Origin of the sequence: Pseudomonas sp. BN417 (assembly GCF_029871205.1) — a bacterium.
Taxonomy (GTDB): Bacteria; Pseudomonadota; Gammaproteobacteria; order Pseudomonadales; family Pseudomonadaceae; genus Metapseudomonas.
This window is the reverse complement of record NZ_SSOJ01000162.1, coordinates 206,615-222,699: the sequence shown is the minus strand read 5'-3', so window position 1 is coordinate 222,699 and position 16,085 is coordinate 206,615. Positions and strand designations below refer to the sequence as shown.

Annotated in this window: 15 protein-coding genes; 4 read left to right on the top strand and 11 right to left on the bottom strand. The window is 65.8% G+C overall.

The window, feature by feature from the left end; all coding sequences use genetic code 11:
* Positions 1 to 315 precede the first annotated feature (315 nt).
* Genes E8F11_RS27955 through E8F11_RS27945 form a run of 3 tightly spaced genes read right to left on the bottom strand, consistent with a single transcriptional unit; the run spans position 316 to position 906 of the window.
* Positions 316 to 477 carry a DUF1328 domain-containing protein gene (locus E8F11_RS27955; RefSeq protein ID WP_280292163.1) on the bottom strand — a complete coding sequence of 54 codons (162 nt, stop codon included), beginning with the start codon at positions 475 to 477 and terminating at the stop codon, positions 316 to 318.
* 25 nt (positions 478 to 502) lie between these two features.
* Positions 503 to 646 carry a hypothetical protein gene (locus E8F11_RS27950; RefSeq protein WP_280292162.1) on the bottom strand — a complete coding sequence of 48 codons (144 nt, stop codon included), beginning with the start codon at positions 644 to 646 and terminating at the stop codon, positions 503 to 505.
* A 20-nt stretch (positions 647 to 666) separates the two neighbouring features.
* Positions 667 to 906: a hypothetical protein gene (locus E8F11_RS27945; protein ID WP_280292161.1), complete on the bottom strand. Its 240-nt coding sequence runs from the start codon at positions 904 to 906 to the stop codon at positions 667 to 669.
* Positions 907 to 1,365: 459 nt separating this feature from the next.
* Between E8F11_RS27945 and algB the strand changes: the two genes are divergently transcribed.
* Together algB and E8F11_RS27935 are read left to right on the top strand one after the other, a co-directional pair.
* Entirely contained in the window at positions 1,366 to 2,712 is a 1,347-nt protein-coding gene (algB, locus tag E8F11_RS27940; protein ID WP_280292160.1) for a sigma-54-dependent response regulator transcription factor AlgB, read from the top strand.
* A gap of 2 nt (positions 2,713 to 2,714) precedes the next feature.
* Complete coding sequence (locus E8F11_RS27935) at positions 2,715 to 4,490, top strand: KinB sensor domain-containing domain (RefSeq protein ID WP_280292206.1); 1,776 nt, start codon at positions 2,715 to 2,717, stop codon at positions 4,488 to 4,490.
* A 74-nt stretch (positions 4,491 to 4,564) separates the two neighbouring features.
* On the opposite strand, the gene E8F11_RS27930 is transcribed toward E8F11_RS27935, so the two are convergent.
* Positions 4,565 to 5,344 carry an N-acetylmuramoyl-L-alanine amidase gene (locus E8F11_RS27930; RefSeq protein ID WP_280292159.1) on the bottom strand — a complete coding sequence of 260 codons (780 nt, stop codon included), beginning with the start codon at positions 5,342 to 5,344 and terminating at the stop codon, positions 4,565 to 4,567.
* A complete protein-coding gene (locus tag E8F11_RS27925) occupies positions 5,341 to 5,934 on the bottom strand; it encodes a MarC family protein (RefSeq protein WP_280292158.1) in 594 nt (197 codons plus the stop codon). Before E8F11_RS27925 ends, E8F11_RS27930 begins: the two co-directional genes overlap by 4 nt.
* Before the next feature lie 269 nt (positions 5,935 to 6,203).
* On the opposite strand from E8F11_RS27925, the gene E8F11_RS27920 reads away from it, so the two are divergent.
* Positions 6,204 to 7,622: a DASH family cryptochrome gene (locus E8F11_RS27920; protein ID WP_280292157.1), complete on the top strand. Its 1,419-nt coding sequence runs from the start codon at positions 6,204 to 6,206 to the stop codon at positions 7,620 to 7,622.
* Positions 7,623 to 7,628: 6 nt separating this feature from the next.
* On the opposite strand, the gene E8F11_RS27915 is transcribed toward E8F11_RS27920, so the two are convergent.
* The 5 genes from E8F11_RS27915 to E8F11_RS27895 all read right to left on the bottom strand — a co-directional run bounded on the left by E8F11_RS27915 (position 7,629) and on the right by E8F11_RS27895 (position 12,177).
* Entirely contained in the window at positions 7,629 to 9,563 is a 1,935-nt protein-coding gene (locus E8F11_RS27915; RefSeq protein ID WP_280292156.1) for a GGDEF domain-containing protein, read from the bottom strand.
* Positions 9,560 to 10,438: an endonuclease/exonuclease/phosphatase family protein gene (locus E8F11_RS27910; protein WP_280292155.1), complete on the bottom strand. Its 879-nt coding sequence runs from the start codon at positions 10,436 to 10,438 to the stop codon at positions 9,560 to 9,562. Before E8F11_RS27910 ends, E8F11_RS27915 begins: the two co-directional genes overlap by 4 nt.
* 16 nt (positions 10,439 to 10,454) lie before the next feature.
* Positions 10,455 to 11,087, bottom strand: coding sequence for a thiol:disulfide interchange protein DsbA/DsbL (locus E8F11_RS27905; RefSeq protein ID WP_280292154.1), 633 nt, complete (start codon positions 11,085 to 11,087; stop codon positions 10,455 to 10,457).
* 142 nt (positions 11,088 to 11,229) lie between these two features.
* Positions 11,230 to 11,835: a c-type cytochrome gene (locus E8F11_RS27900; protein WP_280292153.1), complete on the bottom strand. Its 606-nt coding sequence runs from the start codon at positions 11,833 to 11,835 to the stop codon at positions 11,230 to 11,232.
* Between the two features lie 51 nt (positions 11,836 to 11,886).
* On the bottom strand, positions 11,887 to 12,177 hold the full coding sequence (locus E8F11_RS27895; RefSeq protein WP_280292152.1) for a c-type cytochrome: 291 nt from the start codon (positions 12,175 to 12,177) through the stop codon (positions 11,887 to 11,889).
* 175 nt (positions 12,178 to 12,352) lie between these two features.
* Between E8F11_RS27895 and yihA the strand changes: the two genes are divergently transcribed.
* Positions 12,353 to 12,994 carry a ribosome biogenesis GTP-binding protein YihA/YsxC gene (gene yihA, locus E8F11_RS27890; RefSeq protein WP_280292151.1) on the top strand — a complete coding sequence of 214 codons (642 nt, stop codon included), beginning with the start codon at positions 12,353 to 12,355 and terminating at the stop codon, positions 12,992 to 12,994.
* A gap of 277 nt (positions 12,995 to 13,271) precedes the next feature.
* On the opposite strand, the gene polA is transcribed toward yihA, so the two are convergent.
* Complete coding sequence (gene polA / locus E8F11_RS27885) at positions 13,272 to 16,019, bottom strand: DNA polymerase I (protein ID WP_280292150.1); 2,748 nt, start codon at positions 16,017 to 16,019, stop codon at positions 13,272 to 13,274.
* Positions 16,020 to 16,085 lie beyond the last annotated feature (66 nt).

Genomic DNA, 16,085 nt, shown 5'->3' with positions numbered 1-16,085 from the left:
CCCTTCGCGAATGAATTCGCCCCCACAGAAGGAGCCCTCACTCGCCCGGGGAGAAATCTCTTCCGCTGACCACCGGGAACTGGAACCCGTCCAGCTCCCGGCAGCAGCTCGCCTGACCCGGCCCGCCTGCGCGGAGGTACCCCCTTTACCCCTGGGTCATGCCGCTCCTGACGACGCGGAACAACCCGGCCCCTTGGTCCAACGGCCCGTTGCCGGGCTAGTCCAGGGCATCCGTGTCGACGGTCGGTGACTGGGTACCGGCCAATCCAGGAGCAAGGCGGCAGCCGCCTTGCTCAAGCAATCCATCGAACCTCCTCAGGGCGCTCGGCGACCCATGATGAAGGACACCACGAACAGCACCAGGAAGATGATGAAGAGAATCTTCGCGATGCCCGCGGCGGTCCCGGCTATACCACCGAAACCCAGCACGGCGGCGACTATGGCGATGACCAGGAATGTAAGTGCCCAGCTCAACATGGCTTTCTCCTTCTGCTTTGGTTATTCAGCGCACCGGCTTGCTGCCTGGTTGCACTCGAACCACCGACACCGCGACGCACGCCGGGCCAGCGGATGCTGCGAATTGTTCGAGGACGCTGTGCAGCGTGCCGATGCAGCACAGCGCGGTGATCAGGGCGAAACTCCACATGGCACGACTCCTTGCTCCATTCAGAATGTCCAGCGCGGCTGGACGCCGATTTCGGCCCAGCCGCGCTGGCGGACTTCATCGAGCGGGCCGTCGGCACGGACCGGCGCGATGGAACTGCTTTGTTCCGCGGCCGGCACCTGCAGCGGCTTGGGCTGGATGCGTTCGCGAAGCGGCTGTTCGGCGAGTACCCCAAGCAGTACGACCAGACCGATGAACAGGGCCATGAATAATCTGGACGTGCGCGATTGGAAGCCTTTCATCCTCGAATCCTCCCTCGGGCGGATTTGCCGGCCTGGCCGGCTCTGGATCTTCAAGGGCACTGCCCATGCCACTCAGGACCCTGACAAAAACCTCGTTAATTCAGTTTGTTACACCAAGCATCCGATCTGGCCTGGCGGCAACTTGCATGATCGGGGGTTCTCCGTTCGGGCAAATTGCACTTCTTGAAAAGACCTGGAACTTCCCTGTTCCAGGCGGAGTGCACCTGGGGTGCGCAGGGGTCACAAGAGGTAGAAAGACCGGTGCGACTTCAGGTACGGGAAACATCGCAAGGCCTGTGCCATTCCTTATTGAAGTTGAATTCTCTTATTAATCAGCAAGTTGCTTCTTTAGTTGGGCGTTCCTACACGTGCATGCTGCAATGCATGTAAGAAATGCGATTGCAACTTGCACGATAATTCTTGGACTAACTTTCTATGACTCGGAAATGGAGTGAGAGCATGGAACCGGTAACCGAGAACCAGGGACGCATCCTGCTGGTGGATGACGAAGCCGCCATCCTGCGCACCTTCCGCTTCTGCCTGGAGGACCAGGGCTACAGCGTGGCCACTGCCGCCAGCGCCCCCCAGGCCGAGGCGCTGTTGCAGCGACAGGTATTCGATCTCTGCTTCCTCGACCTGCGCCTGGGCGAAGACAACGGCCTCGACGTGCTGGCGCAGATGCGTGTCCAGGCACCCTGGATGCGGGTGGTGATAGTCACCGCGCACTCGGCGGTAGACACCGCGGTGGACGCCATGCAGGCCGGTGCCGCCGATTACCTGGTCAAGCCCTGCAGTCCGGACCAGCTGCGCATGGCCGCGGCCAAGCAACTGGAGATGCGCCAGCTCACCGCGCGCCTGGAGGCGCTGGAGGGCGAGATGCGCCGCGCCGGCGACGTCCTCGAATCCCAGAGCCCGGCGATGATGGCGGTGCTGGAAACCGCCCGCCAGGTGGCCGGCACCGACGCCAATATCCTCCTCCTCGGCGAGTCCGGCACCGGCAAGGGCGAGCTGGCCCGCGCCATTCACGGATGGAGCAAACGGGCGAAGAAATCCTTCATCACCATCAACTGCCCGTCGCTCTCGGCCGAACTGATGGAAAGCGAACTGTTCGGACATAATCGCGGCGCCTTCACCGGTGCCAGCGAAAGCACCCTGGGCCGGGTCAGCCAGGCCGACGGCGGTACCCTCTTCCTCGACGAGATCGGCGACTTCCCCATCAGCCTGCAGCCCAAGCTGCTGCGCTTCATCCAGGACAAGGAATACGAGCGGGTGGGCGACCCGGTGACCCGGCGCGCGGATGTGCGCATCCTCGCCGCCACCAACCTCGACCTCGATGAGATGGTCCGCGATGGCCGCTTCCGCGAGGACCTGCTCTACCGCATCAATGTGATCGCCTTGAGCCTGCCGCCGCTGCGTGAACGGCACGAGGACATACTCGGCCTCGCCGACCGCTTCCTCGCCCACTTCATCAATGACTACGCGCGTCCCGCCCGCGGTTTCAGCGAGGAAGCGCTGGCGGCACTGCAAGGCTACCGCTGGCCAGGCAACGTGCGCGAGCTGCGCAATGTGATCGAGCGCGCCAGCATCATCTGCAACCAGGAACTGATCGATGTCGGCCACCTGGGTCTGGGTGACGCCTCCGCAGACAACTCACCGCGGGTGGGCGGCCCACTGAGCCTGGAAGCGCTGGAGCGGGCGCATATCGCCGGAGTCCTGGCCAGCAGCGAGACCCTGGACCAGGCGGCCCGCACCCTCGGCATCGACGCCTCGACCCTGTACCGCAAACGCAAGCTCTACGGCCTGTGAACCTGAGACTGCGCACTCAACTGTTCCTGAGCATCTCCGCGCTGATCACGGTGGCCCTGGTGGGGCTGCTGCTGGGTCTGTTCAGCGTGATGCAACTGGCCGGCTCCCAGGAACCCCTGATCAATCGGGCCTTCGCAACCATCAACATCAGCCTGGAGCTGCGCCAGCACCTGGGCGACCAGTTGGTCAACCTGATGGGCAAGGAACTGGACGTACCCGCGCTGGAGGAATCCCAGCGCAAGTTCCTCGCTGCCCTGGAGGAAGGCCTGAAATCGGCGGGAGATGCCGAGACTCACGAGCAATTCCAGAAGATCGCCGCGTCTTACCAGACCTTCCTCGACGTGGCGCGCCAGCCTGCTGACCTGCGCTGGCGCTTGTTGGACGACAATGACTTCAGCCATTCCCTGGACCTGCTGCGCAACAACATGGTGGAACTGCAACGCCACTCCCTGACGGTGGTGGGCGGTGCCGAGGGTGCCGCCCGCGACCGCGCCGTGCTGATCGCCAGCTTGATCGGCCTGCTCGGCGTGGCGGTGCTGCTGATCGGCGTCGTCACCGCCCAGGGCATAGCCCGGCGCTTCGGCGAGCCCATGGACGCCCTGGCCAAGGCAGCCGACCAGATCGGCCAGGGGGATTTCCAGGTCACCCTGCCGCTATCGCCGGTGAACGAGATAGCCGCGCTGATCCGCCGTTTCGGCCTGATGACCGAGGCACTGCGCATTTTCAAGGCAAGCAACATCGAGAAGCTGCTGGCCGAGGAGCAGCGCCTGAAGGCGGTGCTCGACAGCATCGACGACGGCCTGCTGATCCTCGACCGCCAGGGCCGGGTGCAGCACGCCAATCCCGTGGCCCAGCGCCAGCTATCCTGGGAGGAGCAACCCAGCGGCCAGTCGCTGGCGCAGGCCCTGGGCCACGCGGAGCTGGACGAACTGGCCCAGCGGGTGCTTCGCGGCGAGCCGCTGGAGGAAGAGCCCGAGGACCTGGTGATAGACGCCGATGGCGAGCAACGCGTGCTGAGCTGGCGGCTGGCGCCGGTGGTGCTGGACGACGAGCGCCGCCTGGGGGGGGTGATGGTGCTGCGCGACGTGACCGAGGCGCGCGCCTTCGAGCGGGTACGCAACGAGTTCGTGCTGCGCGCCTCCCACGAACTGCGCACGCCGGTGACCGGCATGCAGATGGCCTTCGGCCTGCTCAACGAGCGTCTGCGCTTCGAAGCGGAATCCCGCGAGGCAGACCTCTTGCGGACGGTGGATGAGGAGATGCAGCGGCTGGTGCGGCTGATCAACGACCTGCTGGATTTCTCCCGCTACCAGAGCGGCGTACAGGTGCTGGAGCGCCAACCCTGCGACCTCGAGGAAATGCTGGCGCAGCTGCGCCAGCGCTATACCGCCCATGCCGGCGAACGGAATATCGAGATCGAACTGGAACTGCACCCGCCGCTGCCGCGGGTGAACCTGGACCGCCTGCAGATCGAGCGGGTGCTGGACAACCTGGTGGGCAACGCCATCCGCCACAGCCCAGTCGGCGGCCATATCTGCCTGCAGGCCCGGCGCCACGGCGAGCGCGTGCTGCTCAGCGTCGCCGACGAAGGCGAGGGCGTACCCTACAGCCAGCAGTCGCGGATCTTCGAGCCGTTCGTGCAGATCGGCCACCGCAAGGGCGGCGCCGGCCTGGGGCTGGCCCTGTGCAAGGAGATCGTGCAGCTGCACGGCGGGCGCATCGGCCTCTATTCACGGCCGGGGCAGGGGGCGCAGTTCTATATGACGCTGCCGGTGTAGGGCAGCGCACGGAGTTCGGCTTGGAACCTTGTGGGAGAGAAGTCCGTGCAGCGGGCAGGTTCGGGTCTCGATCTTCAGTGCCGCATCCCGTTCAGCACCAGCAGCAGGGCGGCGGTTTCGGCGTCCGGCTGGCCATCGTAGAGGCGCTGGCGGTACTTCATCTGGAAGGCGGCGATGACGTTGCGCGTGGCCTTGTCCAGCACGCCCGTTTGCGGGGTGGTGTAACCCTGGCGCGCCAGCTGCTGCTGGAACCAGCCGATGGTGGGCAGGGCCAAGGCGAAGCGCGCCTGCTCGCGGGCTACCGCGCGGGCGTCCGGCCAGGGGACCAGGCCCGCGTCGGCGAGGCGCTTCCAGGGGAAGAGCGGGCCCGGATCGACCTTGCGTTGGGGGGCGATGTCGCTGTGGCCGATGATGCTACCGGGCGGCAGGCTATGGCGCAGGACGATGTCCTTGAGCAGCAGGATCAGGGCGTCGATCTGCTCGTCGCTGAACGGCTGGTAGGACCGGCCGTAGGCGGTTTCCCGATAACCCTCGTTGACCAGCTCGATACCGAGGGTGCTGGCATTCAGCCAGGTGCGGCCCTGCCATTCGCTTTCCCCGGCATGCCAGGCACGGCGGCTCTCGTCCACCAGGCGGTAGATCTTCGCCGGGTGGTCGCCGATCAGGTAGTGGCTGCTGACGCCGTCGCGGGTCAGCACGCGCAGGGAGCTGTCCATGTCGGTGGAGGTGTAGTGCAGCACCACGTATTGCACGCGGCTGCTCTGGCTCACCGAGGTGTGGCTGTCGTCGATGCGCAGCCCACCGGCGCAGCCGGCGAGCACAAGCAGGGCGAGGCTGAGGAATAGGGTCTTCATGGGTTCAGGTGGAGGATGCTTTGCAGGTTATCGAGCAGCATGTCGATGCTGAGCATGATCAGCAGCATGCCGGTCAGGCGCTCGACCGCCATCAGGCCACGGTCGCCGAGGAAGCGCTGCAGGAAGGCGGCCTGCAGCAGGATCAGGGCGGTGCAGGCCCAGGCCAGCAGTACCGCTACATACAGCTCCCAGAGCGCGCCCTGGTGGGTATTGCGCAGGGTCATCAGCACCGCCAGGGCCGAAGGGCCGGCCACCGCCGGGGTGGCCAGGGGCACCAGCATCGGCTCGCCGCCGGGCAGGTCGCCGAGCACGCCCTCCGGCCGCGGGAAGATCAGCCGCAGGGCGATGATGAAGAGGATGATGCCGCCGGCGATGGCGATGGACTCGCGGGACAGGCCGAGGCCGCTGAGGATCTTGTCGCCGAAGGTGAGGAACAGCATCAGCAGCGCCAGGGCGAACAGCAGCTCGCGCAGGGCTACCCGCAGGCGCCGCTCGGGGGCGACGCCCTTGAGGGCGGCGATGAAGATGGCGATGTTGCCGAACGGGTCGGTGACCAGAAAGATCAGAACGGCGATGCCTAGGATTTCCATGGGGGCTCCCCTCAACCAATGGGCGAAAGTGTAATGGCCGGTGGCGCTGGCGTCTGCGCAAAGGCCCAAAGCCCGGCGGCGAACCTGTTACGGATTCTTCCCAGGGCTGCCCGGCGGGAAAAGGGCGCGGATTATACGCGGCGCCTGATTGCGCGGGGCCAGCACGCAATCGGACATGGGGCCTACAAGCCGGGATGAACGGCGACGTGGAGTTTTCAGCCTGCAGTTAATGTTGTAGGTAAGGGATACCCTAGCCGAGGGACACCTATATGCGCCGCGCGCTGCTTTGGTTGAAGCAGGACCTCAGACTCGATGACCACCCGGCGCTGCAGGCGGCACTGCAGGCGGATCGCCTGCTGCCCTTGTATGTCTTCGACCCGGCAATGCTCCGGCCTTCGCCCCTCGGCCCGCGCCGGCTGGGCGTGCATCGCGCGCGCTTCCTGCTGGAAAGCCTCGCCGCCCTTGACGCCGGCCTGCGCCACCATGGCTCGCGCCTGCTGGTGGTGCAGGGCCAGGCCGAACGGGTGATCCCCACCCTGGTGGAGCATCTGGGCCTGGACGAGGTGCTGACCCTGGAAGAGGTGGCGCCGTATGAGCGCGCCGAGATCCGCCGGGTGCGCCATGGCCTGGGGGTGCCACTGTCCGAGCTGCCGGGCAACAGCCTGCTGCGCGAAGAGGAGCTACCCACGCCGCTGAACGATCTGCCTTCGGTCTTCAACCAGTTCCGCGCCCTGCTGGAGGAACGCCCCAACGTCTTCCAGCCTCGCGCCATGTCCTATGCCTTGCCCCCGCTGCCGAGCGGCGCGGCCAGCCTGATGGAGCCATTGCCGACCTTGTCCCGCCTGGGCTTCGGCGAGCCCCTGGGGGTACCGGCCACCGCCTTTCCCTTTTCCGGCGGCGAGCCTGCGGCCCTGGCGCGGATGCGTGACTATCTCTGGGAATCCCAGGGTGTGCATCAGTACCAGGACAGCCGCAACGGCCTGATCGGCAGCGAGTACTCTTCCAAGCTTTCGCCCTGGCTGGCCAATGGCAGCCTGTCGCCGCGCCGGGTCGCCGCCGAGCTGCACCGGCTGGAGGCGCAACACGGCCGCAGCGAGTCCATCCAGCTGCTGTGGATGGAGCTGCTCTGGCGCGAGTTCTTCCGCTGGACCCTGCTGCGCTACGGCGGTGCGCTGTTTCGCGCAGACGGTCTGAAGGCCACCGCAAGGGCGCCGCGCAACCTCGACGAACGCTACCTGCGCTGGTGCAACGGGCGTACCGGGATGCCGCTGGTGGACGCCAACATGCGCGAGCTGGTGATGACCGGCTGGATGTCCAGCCGCGGCCGCCAGGTAGTGGCGAGCTACCTGGTGAACGACCTGCAGCAGGACTGGCGCTATGGCGCGGCCTGGTTCGAGGAGCACCTGCTGGACTACGACCCGGCGAGCAACTGGGGCAATTGGGCCTACCTCGCCGGGGTGGCCAGCGACCCGCGTCGCGCACGCGCCTTCAACGCCCTGCGCCAGGCCCGCCAGTACGATCCGGACGCCGCCTACGTCAGCCTCTGGCTACCGGAGCTGCGCGGGTTGCCGGTGGAGCAGCGGCACACGCCCTTCATGCTCAGCGAACCGCAGTTCGCCGGCCTGGATTACCCACGACTGGAACATATCCCGGACAACTGGAAGCCCTACATCCCGAGCGCGGCCTGATCCGCTTCAACCTGGCTGCGGGATGCCCTGTGGATCGGCTTCGGCCGGCCCCGTTGACAGCTGGGCTGGCGCCAGCTCGATCCGGTCGCGGCCCTGGTGCTTGGCCCGGTAGAGCGCCTGGTCGGCACGCTGGAAGGCAGCGTCGGCGGGCTCGCCGGCCTTCAGCGCGGCCAGGCCGGCGGAGAGCGTGATCGAGACCCGCTCCCCCCTGAAGTGGAAGGGACAGGCCGCGATGGCGGCGCGCAGGCTTTCCAGCAATTGCTGACCGCCCTCTGGCGGCGTGGACGGCAGCAGCAGGACGAACTCCTCGCCGCCGAAGCGGGCGATGAAATCGGTCTTGCGCAGGCGCCGGCCGAGTTCGCCGGCGATGATCTTCAGCACCTTGTCGCCGGCCAGATGGCCGTAGCCGTCGTTGACCCGCTTGAAGTGGTCGATATCGATCACCGCCAGCAACAGCTCCCCACCATAACGCTGCTGCCGGGCCACTTCGATCGCCAGACGCTCGTTCCAGGCAGCTCGATTGGGCAGCCCCGTGAGGGGATCCTGCAGGGCCTTCTGGCGCTGGGCTTCGAGGTTCTCGTGGAAGCCCTTGGCTTCCTCTTCCATGGCTACCACCCGCGCCATCAGCGCCTGCAGCCGCTCGCTTACCTCCTGCTCGCGAGCCGAACGCTGGTGCTGGTAGCGGTTCATGGTGTCTAGCAGGCCGTCGAGGTGCTGTTCCAGGTTCTGCTTGAGATGGTCGAGGTCGGTGGCCTCCTGCACGCTGGCCTGCAGCCCGCTGACCTGCTCGCGCAGCTGGTCGCCCAGGGTGCGGGCGCAATGCACCGACTCGGCATAACCCTCCTGGGTGGCGCTGAGGTGTTCGAGGAACAGCGCCAGACGCTGGTTGAGCTGCTTGAGGTAGCCGGCGAACTCGCGTTGGCCGTTGTCGGTCACCGCCAGCACCAGCACGCCCAGGTCGTCCAGCACCGGCACCAGTTCGTACCAGTTGAGCCCGCCGACCAGACGCTGGCGCAGGTCATCTGCCTGGGGTTGGTGGAATTCGGGCAGGTCCAGTTCATCGAGCAATGAGCGGAGGCTGTCGGCCACATGGGGCGCCACCGCGCTGTAGCCGGGCTCGGGCATCGCAGGCAGGGCGTAGGCGGGGTCGCCTTCGCCAGTGATCAGGGAGGCCGCCAGGGGCAGGCTGTCGAGAGCGCTGCTGGCCGGCGGGACCGGTTCGGCCCCAGAGGCGTGCGCCAGCTCGGGCTCGGGCTCGGGCTCGGGCTCGGGCTCGGGCTCGGCAACGATGATCAGTTCTGCTTCGGCCGGTGCCAGCGGAACCGCCTCGGCTTGCGCCGCAATCGTCGCAGCAGGGGCGGGGGAGGGAGCAGGGAGTGGGGCCGGAACAGGTTCGACTTCTCCGAGACGTTCGTCCCGACCGCCGAACAGCCGCTGCAGCAACCCGGGCCTGGCGACAGCCGTTACTTCGCTGGCGAGGGCCTGCAGGGCCTGACCCTGGAGCATGCCGAGCTCGGCCAGCAGGGCCGGCAATTCACGGGGCTGGCGGACACGCTCATCGATGCGCCTGGCGAACTGCTTGAGGCCCTTGCGCACGTCCCGCGGCAGATCCAGGTCGAGCAGGCGGCTGGCGAAGCTGGTGAGGGCGCTGACGCTCTGCTCCACGCGCTGCTGGCGGCGCTGCTCGGAATCCAACACTGCCTTCTCCAGGCGCGGAATCAGTGCCGAGAGGCCGGCATCCATCTGCTCGCCGCGAATGATCTCGCGCAGCTCCTGCATGCACTGGTCGACAGCCTTGTCGGAGCCTTCGGCCGCCAGGGAGCTTCGCACCAGGCCACGCCGAAGCAGATCGAGGCGGGCGTCCCAGCGTTTCTCGAGCGCCTCGTGCTGCTCGAGGCTTTCCAGGTACTTGGCCTTCCAACGCTGGGGGTCGTCGCTCATGCAGGGGTTCCGCGCTCGGATTCGCTCAGCGCCAGGGGCAGGTCGGTCCGCAGCTCGTCGGGCAGGCGGATATCCACCGCCACCGGCAGGTGATCGGAAATCGGCTGGCTGAGCACCGCGACCCGCTCCAGGGTCAGGCTCGGGCTGAGCAGGATGTGGTCCAGGCAGCGCTGCGGCCGCCAGCTGGGGAAGGTGGCCTCGACCTGGGGCGCCAGCAGACCGAGGTCTCGAAGCGGCGAGTGCTCCAGCAGGTCGTTGGCGTGGGTGTTCATGTCGCCCATCAGCACCAGGTGGCGGTAATTGCCCACCAGCTCGCGGATATAGGCCAGCTGCCGGGTGCGGGTACGGGCGCCGAGGGAGAGGTGCATCATCACCACGGCCAGCGCTTCGCGCCCCTTGCCGAAGCGCATCAGGATAGCCCCGCGGCCCGGCGGGCCGGGCAGGGGATGGTCTTCCAGCAGGTTGGGCTGCAGGCGGCTGAGCAGGCCGTTGCTGTGCTGGGCGAGGCGCCCGAGGTTGCGGTTGAGTTGCTGGTACCAGTACGGGAAGTCGCCCAGTTGGGCGAGGTGCTCGACCTGATTGATGAAGCCGGAGCGGAGGCTGCCGCCGTCGACCTCCTGCAGGGCGACGAGGTCGTAGTCGCCGAGCAGGTCGCCGATGCGCTGGAGGTTTACGGCGCGGCCCGTGTGCGGCAGCAGGTGCTGCCAGCCACGGGTCAGGTAGTGGCGGTAACGCTCGGTACTGATGCCGACCTGGATGTTGAAGCTGAGCAGGCGCAGGCGACCGTCGGCGGGCAGGCTACCCCTGTCGCAATGGGGGTTGACCTGTGCATCGCACAGGCTCGCCGCCCGCTCACTCACCCAGCGTCGCAGCATCGGGCGAATGCGCCGCTTACTGCGCGGCGCGCTCCTTGTCGATCAGGTGCTCGGCGACCTTGAGGGTCTGCTCCGGGCCACCCGAGGAGCTGATGTCGAAGCGGTACTTGCCGTTGACCACCAGGGTCGGCACGCCAGTGATCTGGTAGGCCATGGCCAGCTTCTTGGCTTTTTCCATCTGGCTCTTCACGCCGAAGGAGTTGTAGGCCTTGAGGAAGGCATCCTTGTCCACGCCCTGGGTGGCGAGGAACTCGGCCATTTCATCCGGGGTCGCGAGCTTCTTGCCATCCTTGTGGATGGCATCGAACACGGCTTTGTGCACCTGGTGCTCGACCTTCATGCTCTCGAGGGCGATGAACAGCTGGCCGTGGACGTTCCACAGACCGCCGAACATGGCCGGGATACGCACGAAGTTGACGTCGGCCGGCAGCTTCTCCGCCCAGGGGTTCAGGGTCGGTTCGAACTGGTAGCAATGCGGGCAGCCGTACCAGAACAGCTCCACCACCTCGATCTTGCCGGGGACGGACACCGGAACCGGGCTGCTCAGCTCGACGTACTGCTTGCCGGCCTCGATGTCTTCAGCCTGGACGGCGCCCATGCCCAACAGGCTGGCACCGGCGAGAACGGCGGAAAGTATCAGGTTACGCATGCTTCACTCCTTGACGGGAAATAGGGCCACGAGGGCGATGATTCGACCTGCGGCGGTGCGGCGGGTTCCGGCCATTGTAGCGGGCCTGGGAACGAAAAAGGGTGGCCTGGGCCACCCTTGTTCAGCTTCCGGACAACGGACCTCAGTGCAGGCCCTGGATGTAGCTGGAAACCGCTTCGATGTCTTTGTTGCTCAGCTTGGCCGCGATGCCACGCATGATCATGCTGTCGCCATCGTTGGTGCGGTTGCCTTCGCGGAAATCGGTCAGCTGCTTGGCCACGTACTGGGAATGCTGGCCGCCCAGGTGCGGGAAGCCGGCAGCTGCGTTGCCGGAACCATCGGGCGCGTGGCAGCCGGTGCAGGCGGGCATGCCCTGCTCCAGTTTGCCGCCGCGGAACAGTGCCTCGCCACGGGCGACCACTTTCGGGTCGGCGGCGCCGACGCTGCCCTTCTGGCTGGAGAAGTAGGCGGCGATATCGGCCATGTCCTGGTCGCTGACGTTGTTCAGCAGACCGGTCATTTCCAGCACAGTGCGGTTACCGGCCTTGATGTCCTTCATCTGCTTGAGCAGGTAGCGTTCGCCCTGACCAGCCAGTTTCGGGAAGTTCGGGGCGGCACTGTTGCCATCCGGACCGTGGCAGGCACCGCATACTGCGGCTTTGGCCTGGCCAGCCTTGGCGTCGCCGGCGGCGTGGGCCATGCCGGTGATGCCCAGGGTCAACAGCAGACTCACGATTACTTTGTTCATCAGCTAATCCAACTACGGCTAAAGGGTAAAGGTGTTATGTACCGGGCTACTTTATTTGCTCATCCACTGGATGACCGCTTGATAGTCCTCGGCACTGCAATCCATGCACAGGCCTTTCGGCGGCATGGCGTTCAAACCGTTGGTGACGCTCTGCACCAGAGTGTCCATGCCCTTGGCCAGGCGCGGTTCCCAGGCAGCCGTGTCGCCTTTCTTCGGCGCCATCGGCAGCTGGCCCGAGTGGCAGGCACCGCAGGCCCGGTTGAAAACCGCTTCCGGATCCTGGGCTGCTTGCGCAACGAAGGACACCGCCGCAAGGCTAGCGACGAGCAACAATTTCTTCATTATCAACCTCATCGGAAGGGCACTGCCGCGCGTTCTTCGGTGCGTCGGTCACTGCCGTGGACACTAGACCCTGGGGGATAAAGCGCACACTAAATCTGCGGCATTATATACTGGCGATGCTTAAACGGAAACGAAACCGCCCCCTGCGACACCGCGTCGCACCCCTGGACACCGCATGTCACTCAAGAATCCGATCCTCGGCCTGTGCCAACAGGCCCGCTTCCTCATCAGTGCCGCCAAGGTCGACCAGTGCCCGCCGGATGCCGGCCTGGAAGTGGCTTTCGCCGGGCGTTCCAACGCCGGCAAGTCGAGCGCGCTGAATACCCTGACCCACGCCAACCTGGCACGCACCTCGAAGACTCCGGGGCGCACCCAGCTGCTGAACTTCTTCTCCCTGGACGAAGAACGCCGCCTGGTCGACCTGCCGGGCTACGGCTACGCCAAGGTGCCGATCCCGCTCAAGCAGCACTGGCAGCATCACCTGGAGGCCTACCTCAGTAGCCGCGAAAGCCTGGTGGGCCTGGTGCTGATGATGGATATCCGTCACCCGCTGACCGACTTCGACCGCCTGATGCTGGACTGGTCCAGCGCCGGCGGCATGCCGCTGCATATCCTCCTGACCAAGGCCGACAAGCTGGCCTTCGGCGCGGCGAAGAACGCGCTGCTCAAGGTGCGCCAGGAAATCCGCAAGGGTTGGGGCGAAGACGTGAGCATCCAGTTGTTCTCGGCGCCCAAGCGCCAGGGCATCGAGGAAGCCCACGCGGTGCTCGCGCAATGGTTGCAGCTGGACCAGCCGGAAGAACCGGAAGAAGCCTGAATTCCAGGCAAAAAAAACCCCGGACTTCGTATGGGGAGGGGGAAGTTCGGGGTTTAAGTCTGAACCGCTAGGGCGGGGTTCAGATATCTGCCAACACTAAACACAGCAAAAGGAGCATCGAAAGGCTTCACCAGCCATTCAGTTGTGTGACTCCCCTGTTTCGCAGAAAGTTCAGATAAATTTTCAAAAAGTTAGTTATCAGTAGCAGCCCGCTTATTCCATTTATGCATTTAAATCTGTTTCAGCCATGAAACAGACCCCGCCAGGAAGGGCGCACTCAGTGCGCCTCGTCCCAGTTGTCGCCCACGCCAACCTCCACCACCAGCGGCACGTCCAGCTCGGCGGCGCCGCTCATCAGCGGGCGAATCTGCTCGCCGACCTGCTCCACCAGGTCCTCGCGCACCTCCAGGACCAGTTCGTCGTGCACCTGGAGGATGACCTTGGCGTCCAGCCCGCTGACCTGCAGCCAGTCGTCCACCGCCACCATCGCACGCTTCATGATGTCCGCCGCAGTGCCCTGCATGGGCGCGTTGATCGCCGTGCGCTCGGCGCCCTTGCGCATGGCCTGGTTCTTCGAGTGGATTTCCGGCAGGTACAGGCGGCGGCCGAACAGGGTTTCGACGAAGCCCTGCTCGGCGGCCTTGGCGCGGGTGGATTCCATATAGGCCAGCACGCCGGGGTAGCGGGCGAAGTAGCGGTCGATATAGGCCTGGGCTTCCTTGCGCTCGACGCCGATCTGCTTGGCCAGGCCGAAGGCGCTCATGCCATAGATCAGGCCGAAGTTGATCGCCTTGGCGCTGCGCCGCTGGTTGTTGCTGACTTCCTCCAGCTGCACGCCGAACACCTCGGACGCGGTGGCCCGGTGCACGTCGCGGTCGTGCCGGAAGGCGTCCAGCAGGCCTTCGTCCTTGGCCAGGTGGGCCATGATGCGCAGCTCGATCTGCGAGTAGTCGGCCGCCAGCAGCTTGTAGCCCTTGGGCGCGACGAAGGCCTGGCGGATGCGCCGGCCCTCGGCGGTGCGGATCGGGATGTTCTGCAGGTTCGGGTCGGTGGACGACAGTCGCCCGGTAGCCGCCACCGCCTGGTGGTAGGAGGTGTGGATGCGCCCGGTGCGCGGGTTGATCTGCTCCGGCAGGCGATCGGTGTAGGTACTCTTGAGCTTGCTCAGGGAGCGGTACTGCATGATCACCTTGGGCAGCTCGAAGTCCTGCTCGGCGAGGTCGGCGAGCACGTTCTCCGCGGTGGAGGGCTGTCCGGTCGCGGTCTTGGCCAGCACCGGCAGACCCAGCTTCTCGTAGAGGATGGCGCCCAACTGCTTGGGCGAGCCGAGGTTGAACTCCTGCCCGGCGAGGTCATAGGCCTGGCGCTCGAGCTCGACCATCTTGCTGCCCAGTTCCAGGCTCTGCTGGCCCAGTAGCTTGGCGTCGACATAGGCGCCGTTGCGTTCGATGCGCGCCAGCACCGGCACCAGGGGCATCTCGATTTCGCGCAGCACCTTGGCCAGGGACGGGATCGCCTCCAGCTTCTGCCAGAGGGTCTGGTGCAGGCGCAGGGTCACGTCGGCGTCTTCCGCCGCGTAGGGGCCGGCCTGCTCGATGGCGATCTGGTCGAAGGTCAGCTGCTTGGCGCCTTTCCCGGCGATGTCCTCGAAGCGAATGGTGCTGTGCCCCAGGTACTTGAGGGCCAGGCTGTCCATGTCGTGACGGGTGGCGGTGGCGTCCAGCACATAGGACTCGAGCATGGTGTCGAAGGTGATGCCCTGCACGGCGATGGGTGTCGAGGCATTGGCCAGGACGTTCATGTCGTATTTGGCGTGCTGGCCCACCTTGGGCTTGGCCGGGTCTTCCAGCAGCGGCTTGAGGGCCTGGAGCACGGCGTCGCGGTCCAGTTGCTGGGGCACGCCCATGTAGCTATGGGCCAGGGGCACATAGGCGGCCTCGCCAGCCTCAACCGCGAAGGACACACCCACCACCTGCGCCTGCTGCGCGTCGAGGCTGGTGGTCTCGGTATCGAAGGCGAACAGCGGCGCGGCTTCCAGCTTCTTCAGCCAGGCATCGAACTGCGCCTGCTCCAGCACGGTTTCGTAGCGGGCCTCGGCCTCGGCGGCCGGAGCTTCGGCAGGGGCCGGCTCTTCGCCGCTGGATTTCGCTTGGCGCTGCAGGTCGTCCAGCCAGGTCTTGAATTCCAGGGTGCGGTACAGCTCGGCCAGGGCCTCGCGGTCCGGCTCGCCGGGGTGCAGGGCGTCGATCTCGACGTTCAGTTCGACGTCGCACTTGATGGTGGCGAGCTTGTAGGACAGGTAGGCCATGTCCTTGTGCTCTTCGAGCTTGGCCGGCAGGCCCTTGGCGCCGCGGATCGGCAATTCGGGCACCTTGGCCAGGCTGGAATAGAGCACGTCGAGGCCGCCGCCGACCCCCTGCAGCAGGCCGAGGGCGGTCTTCTCACCGACGCCGGGCACGCCGGGAATGTTGTCGACCTTGTCACCCATCAGCGCCAGGTAGTCGATGATGAGTTCAGGACCGACACCGAATTTCTCCTTCACGCCATCCACATCCAGCGTGCTACCGGTCATGGTGTTGACCAGCGTAATGTGCCCGTCGACCAGTTGCGCCATGTCCTTGTCGCCGGTGGAAATCACCACCGGGCGGCCGCCCGCCGCGCTCTGCCGGGCCAGGGTGCCGATCACGTCGTCGGCTTCCACACCCTCCACGCACAGGAGCGGCAGGCCGAGGGCACGCACACTGGCGTGCAGCGGCTCAACCTGCACCCGCAGCTCATCCGGCATCGACGGGCGATTGGCCTTGTACTCGGCGAACATCTCGTCGCGGAAGGTGCCGCCCTTGGCATCGAAGACCACCGCGAACGGGCTGTCCGGATACTGCCGGCGCAGGCTTTTCAGCATGTTCAGCACGCCTTTCACCGCGCCGGTGGGCAGGCCGGCCGAGGTGGTCAGGGGCGGCAGGGCATGGAAGGCGCGATACAGATAGGAGGATCCGTCCACCAGGACGAGAGGGGCTTGGCTCATGCGTGAAATCAACCTTTATTCACCGGACCCGAAGTAGAATGGACCGATCATTGACGAGAAGGGACA

Bases quoted from the DNA above. Each gene is read 5' to 3' on its own strand.
- E8F11_RS27955 (WP_280292163.1), bottom strand. From the start codon at position 477: ATGTTGAGCTGGGCACTTACATTCCTGGTCATCGCCATAGTCGCCGCC.
- E8F11_RS27950 (WP_280292162.1), bottom strand. From the start codon at position 646: ATGTGGAGTTTCGCCCTGATCACCGCGCTGTGCTGCATCGGCACGCTG.
- E8F11_RS27945 (WP_280292161.1), bottom strand. From the start codon at position 906: ATGAAAGGCTTCCAATCGCGCACGTCCAGATTATTCATGGCCCTGTTC.
- algB (WP_280292160.1), top strand. From the start codon at position 1,366: ATGGAACCGGTAACCGAGAACCAGGGACGCATCCTGCTGGTGGATGAC.
- E8F11_RS27930 (WP_280292159.1), bottom strand. From the start codon at position 5,344: ATGAAGACCCTATTCCTCAGCCTCGCCCTGCTTGTGCTCGCCGGCTGC.
- E8F11_RS27925 (WP_280292158.1), bottom strand. From the start codon at position 5,934: ATGGAAATCCTAGGCATCGCCGTTCTGATCTTTCTGGTCACCGACCCG.
- E8F11_RS27920 (WP_280292157.1), top strand. From the start codon at position 6,204: ATGCGCCGCGCGCTGCTTTGGTTGAAGCAGGACCTCAGACTCGATGAC.
- E8F11_RS27915 (WP_280292156.1), bottom strand. From the start codon at position 9,563: ATGAGCGACGACCCCCAGCGTTGGAAGGCCAAGTACCTGGAAAGCCTC.
- E8F11_RS27910 (WP_280292155.1), bottom strand. From the start codon at position 10,438: ATGCTGCGACGCTGGGTGAGTGAGCGGGCGGCGAGCCTGTGCGATGCA.
- E8F11_RS27905 (WP_280292154.1), bottom strand. From the start codon at position 11,087: ATGCGTAACCTGATACTTTCCGCCGTTCTCGCCGGTGCCAGCCTGTTG.
- E8F11_RS27900 (WP_280292153.1), bottom strand. From the start codon at position 11,835: ATGAACAAAGTAATCGTGAGTCTGCTGTTGACCCTGGGCATCACCGGC.
- E8F11_RS27895 (WP_280292152.1), bottom strand. From the start codon at position 12,177: ATGAAGAAATTGTTGCTCGTCGCTAGCCTTGCGGCGGTGTCCTTCGTT.
- yihA (WP_280292151.1), top strand. From the start codon at position 12,353: ATGTCACTCAAGAATCCGATCCTCGGCCTGTGCCAACAGGCCCGCTTC.
- polA (WP_280292150.1), bottom strand. From the start codon at position 16,019: ATGAGCCAAGCCCCTCTCGTCCTGGTGGACGGATCCTCCTATCTGTAT.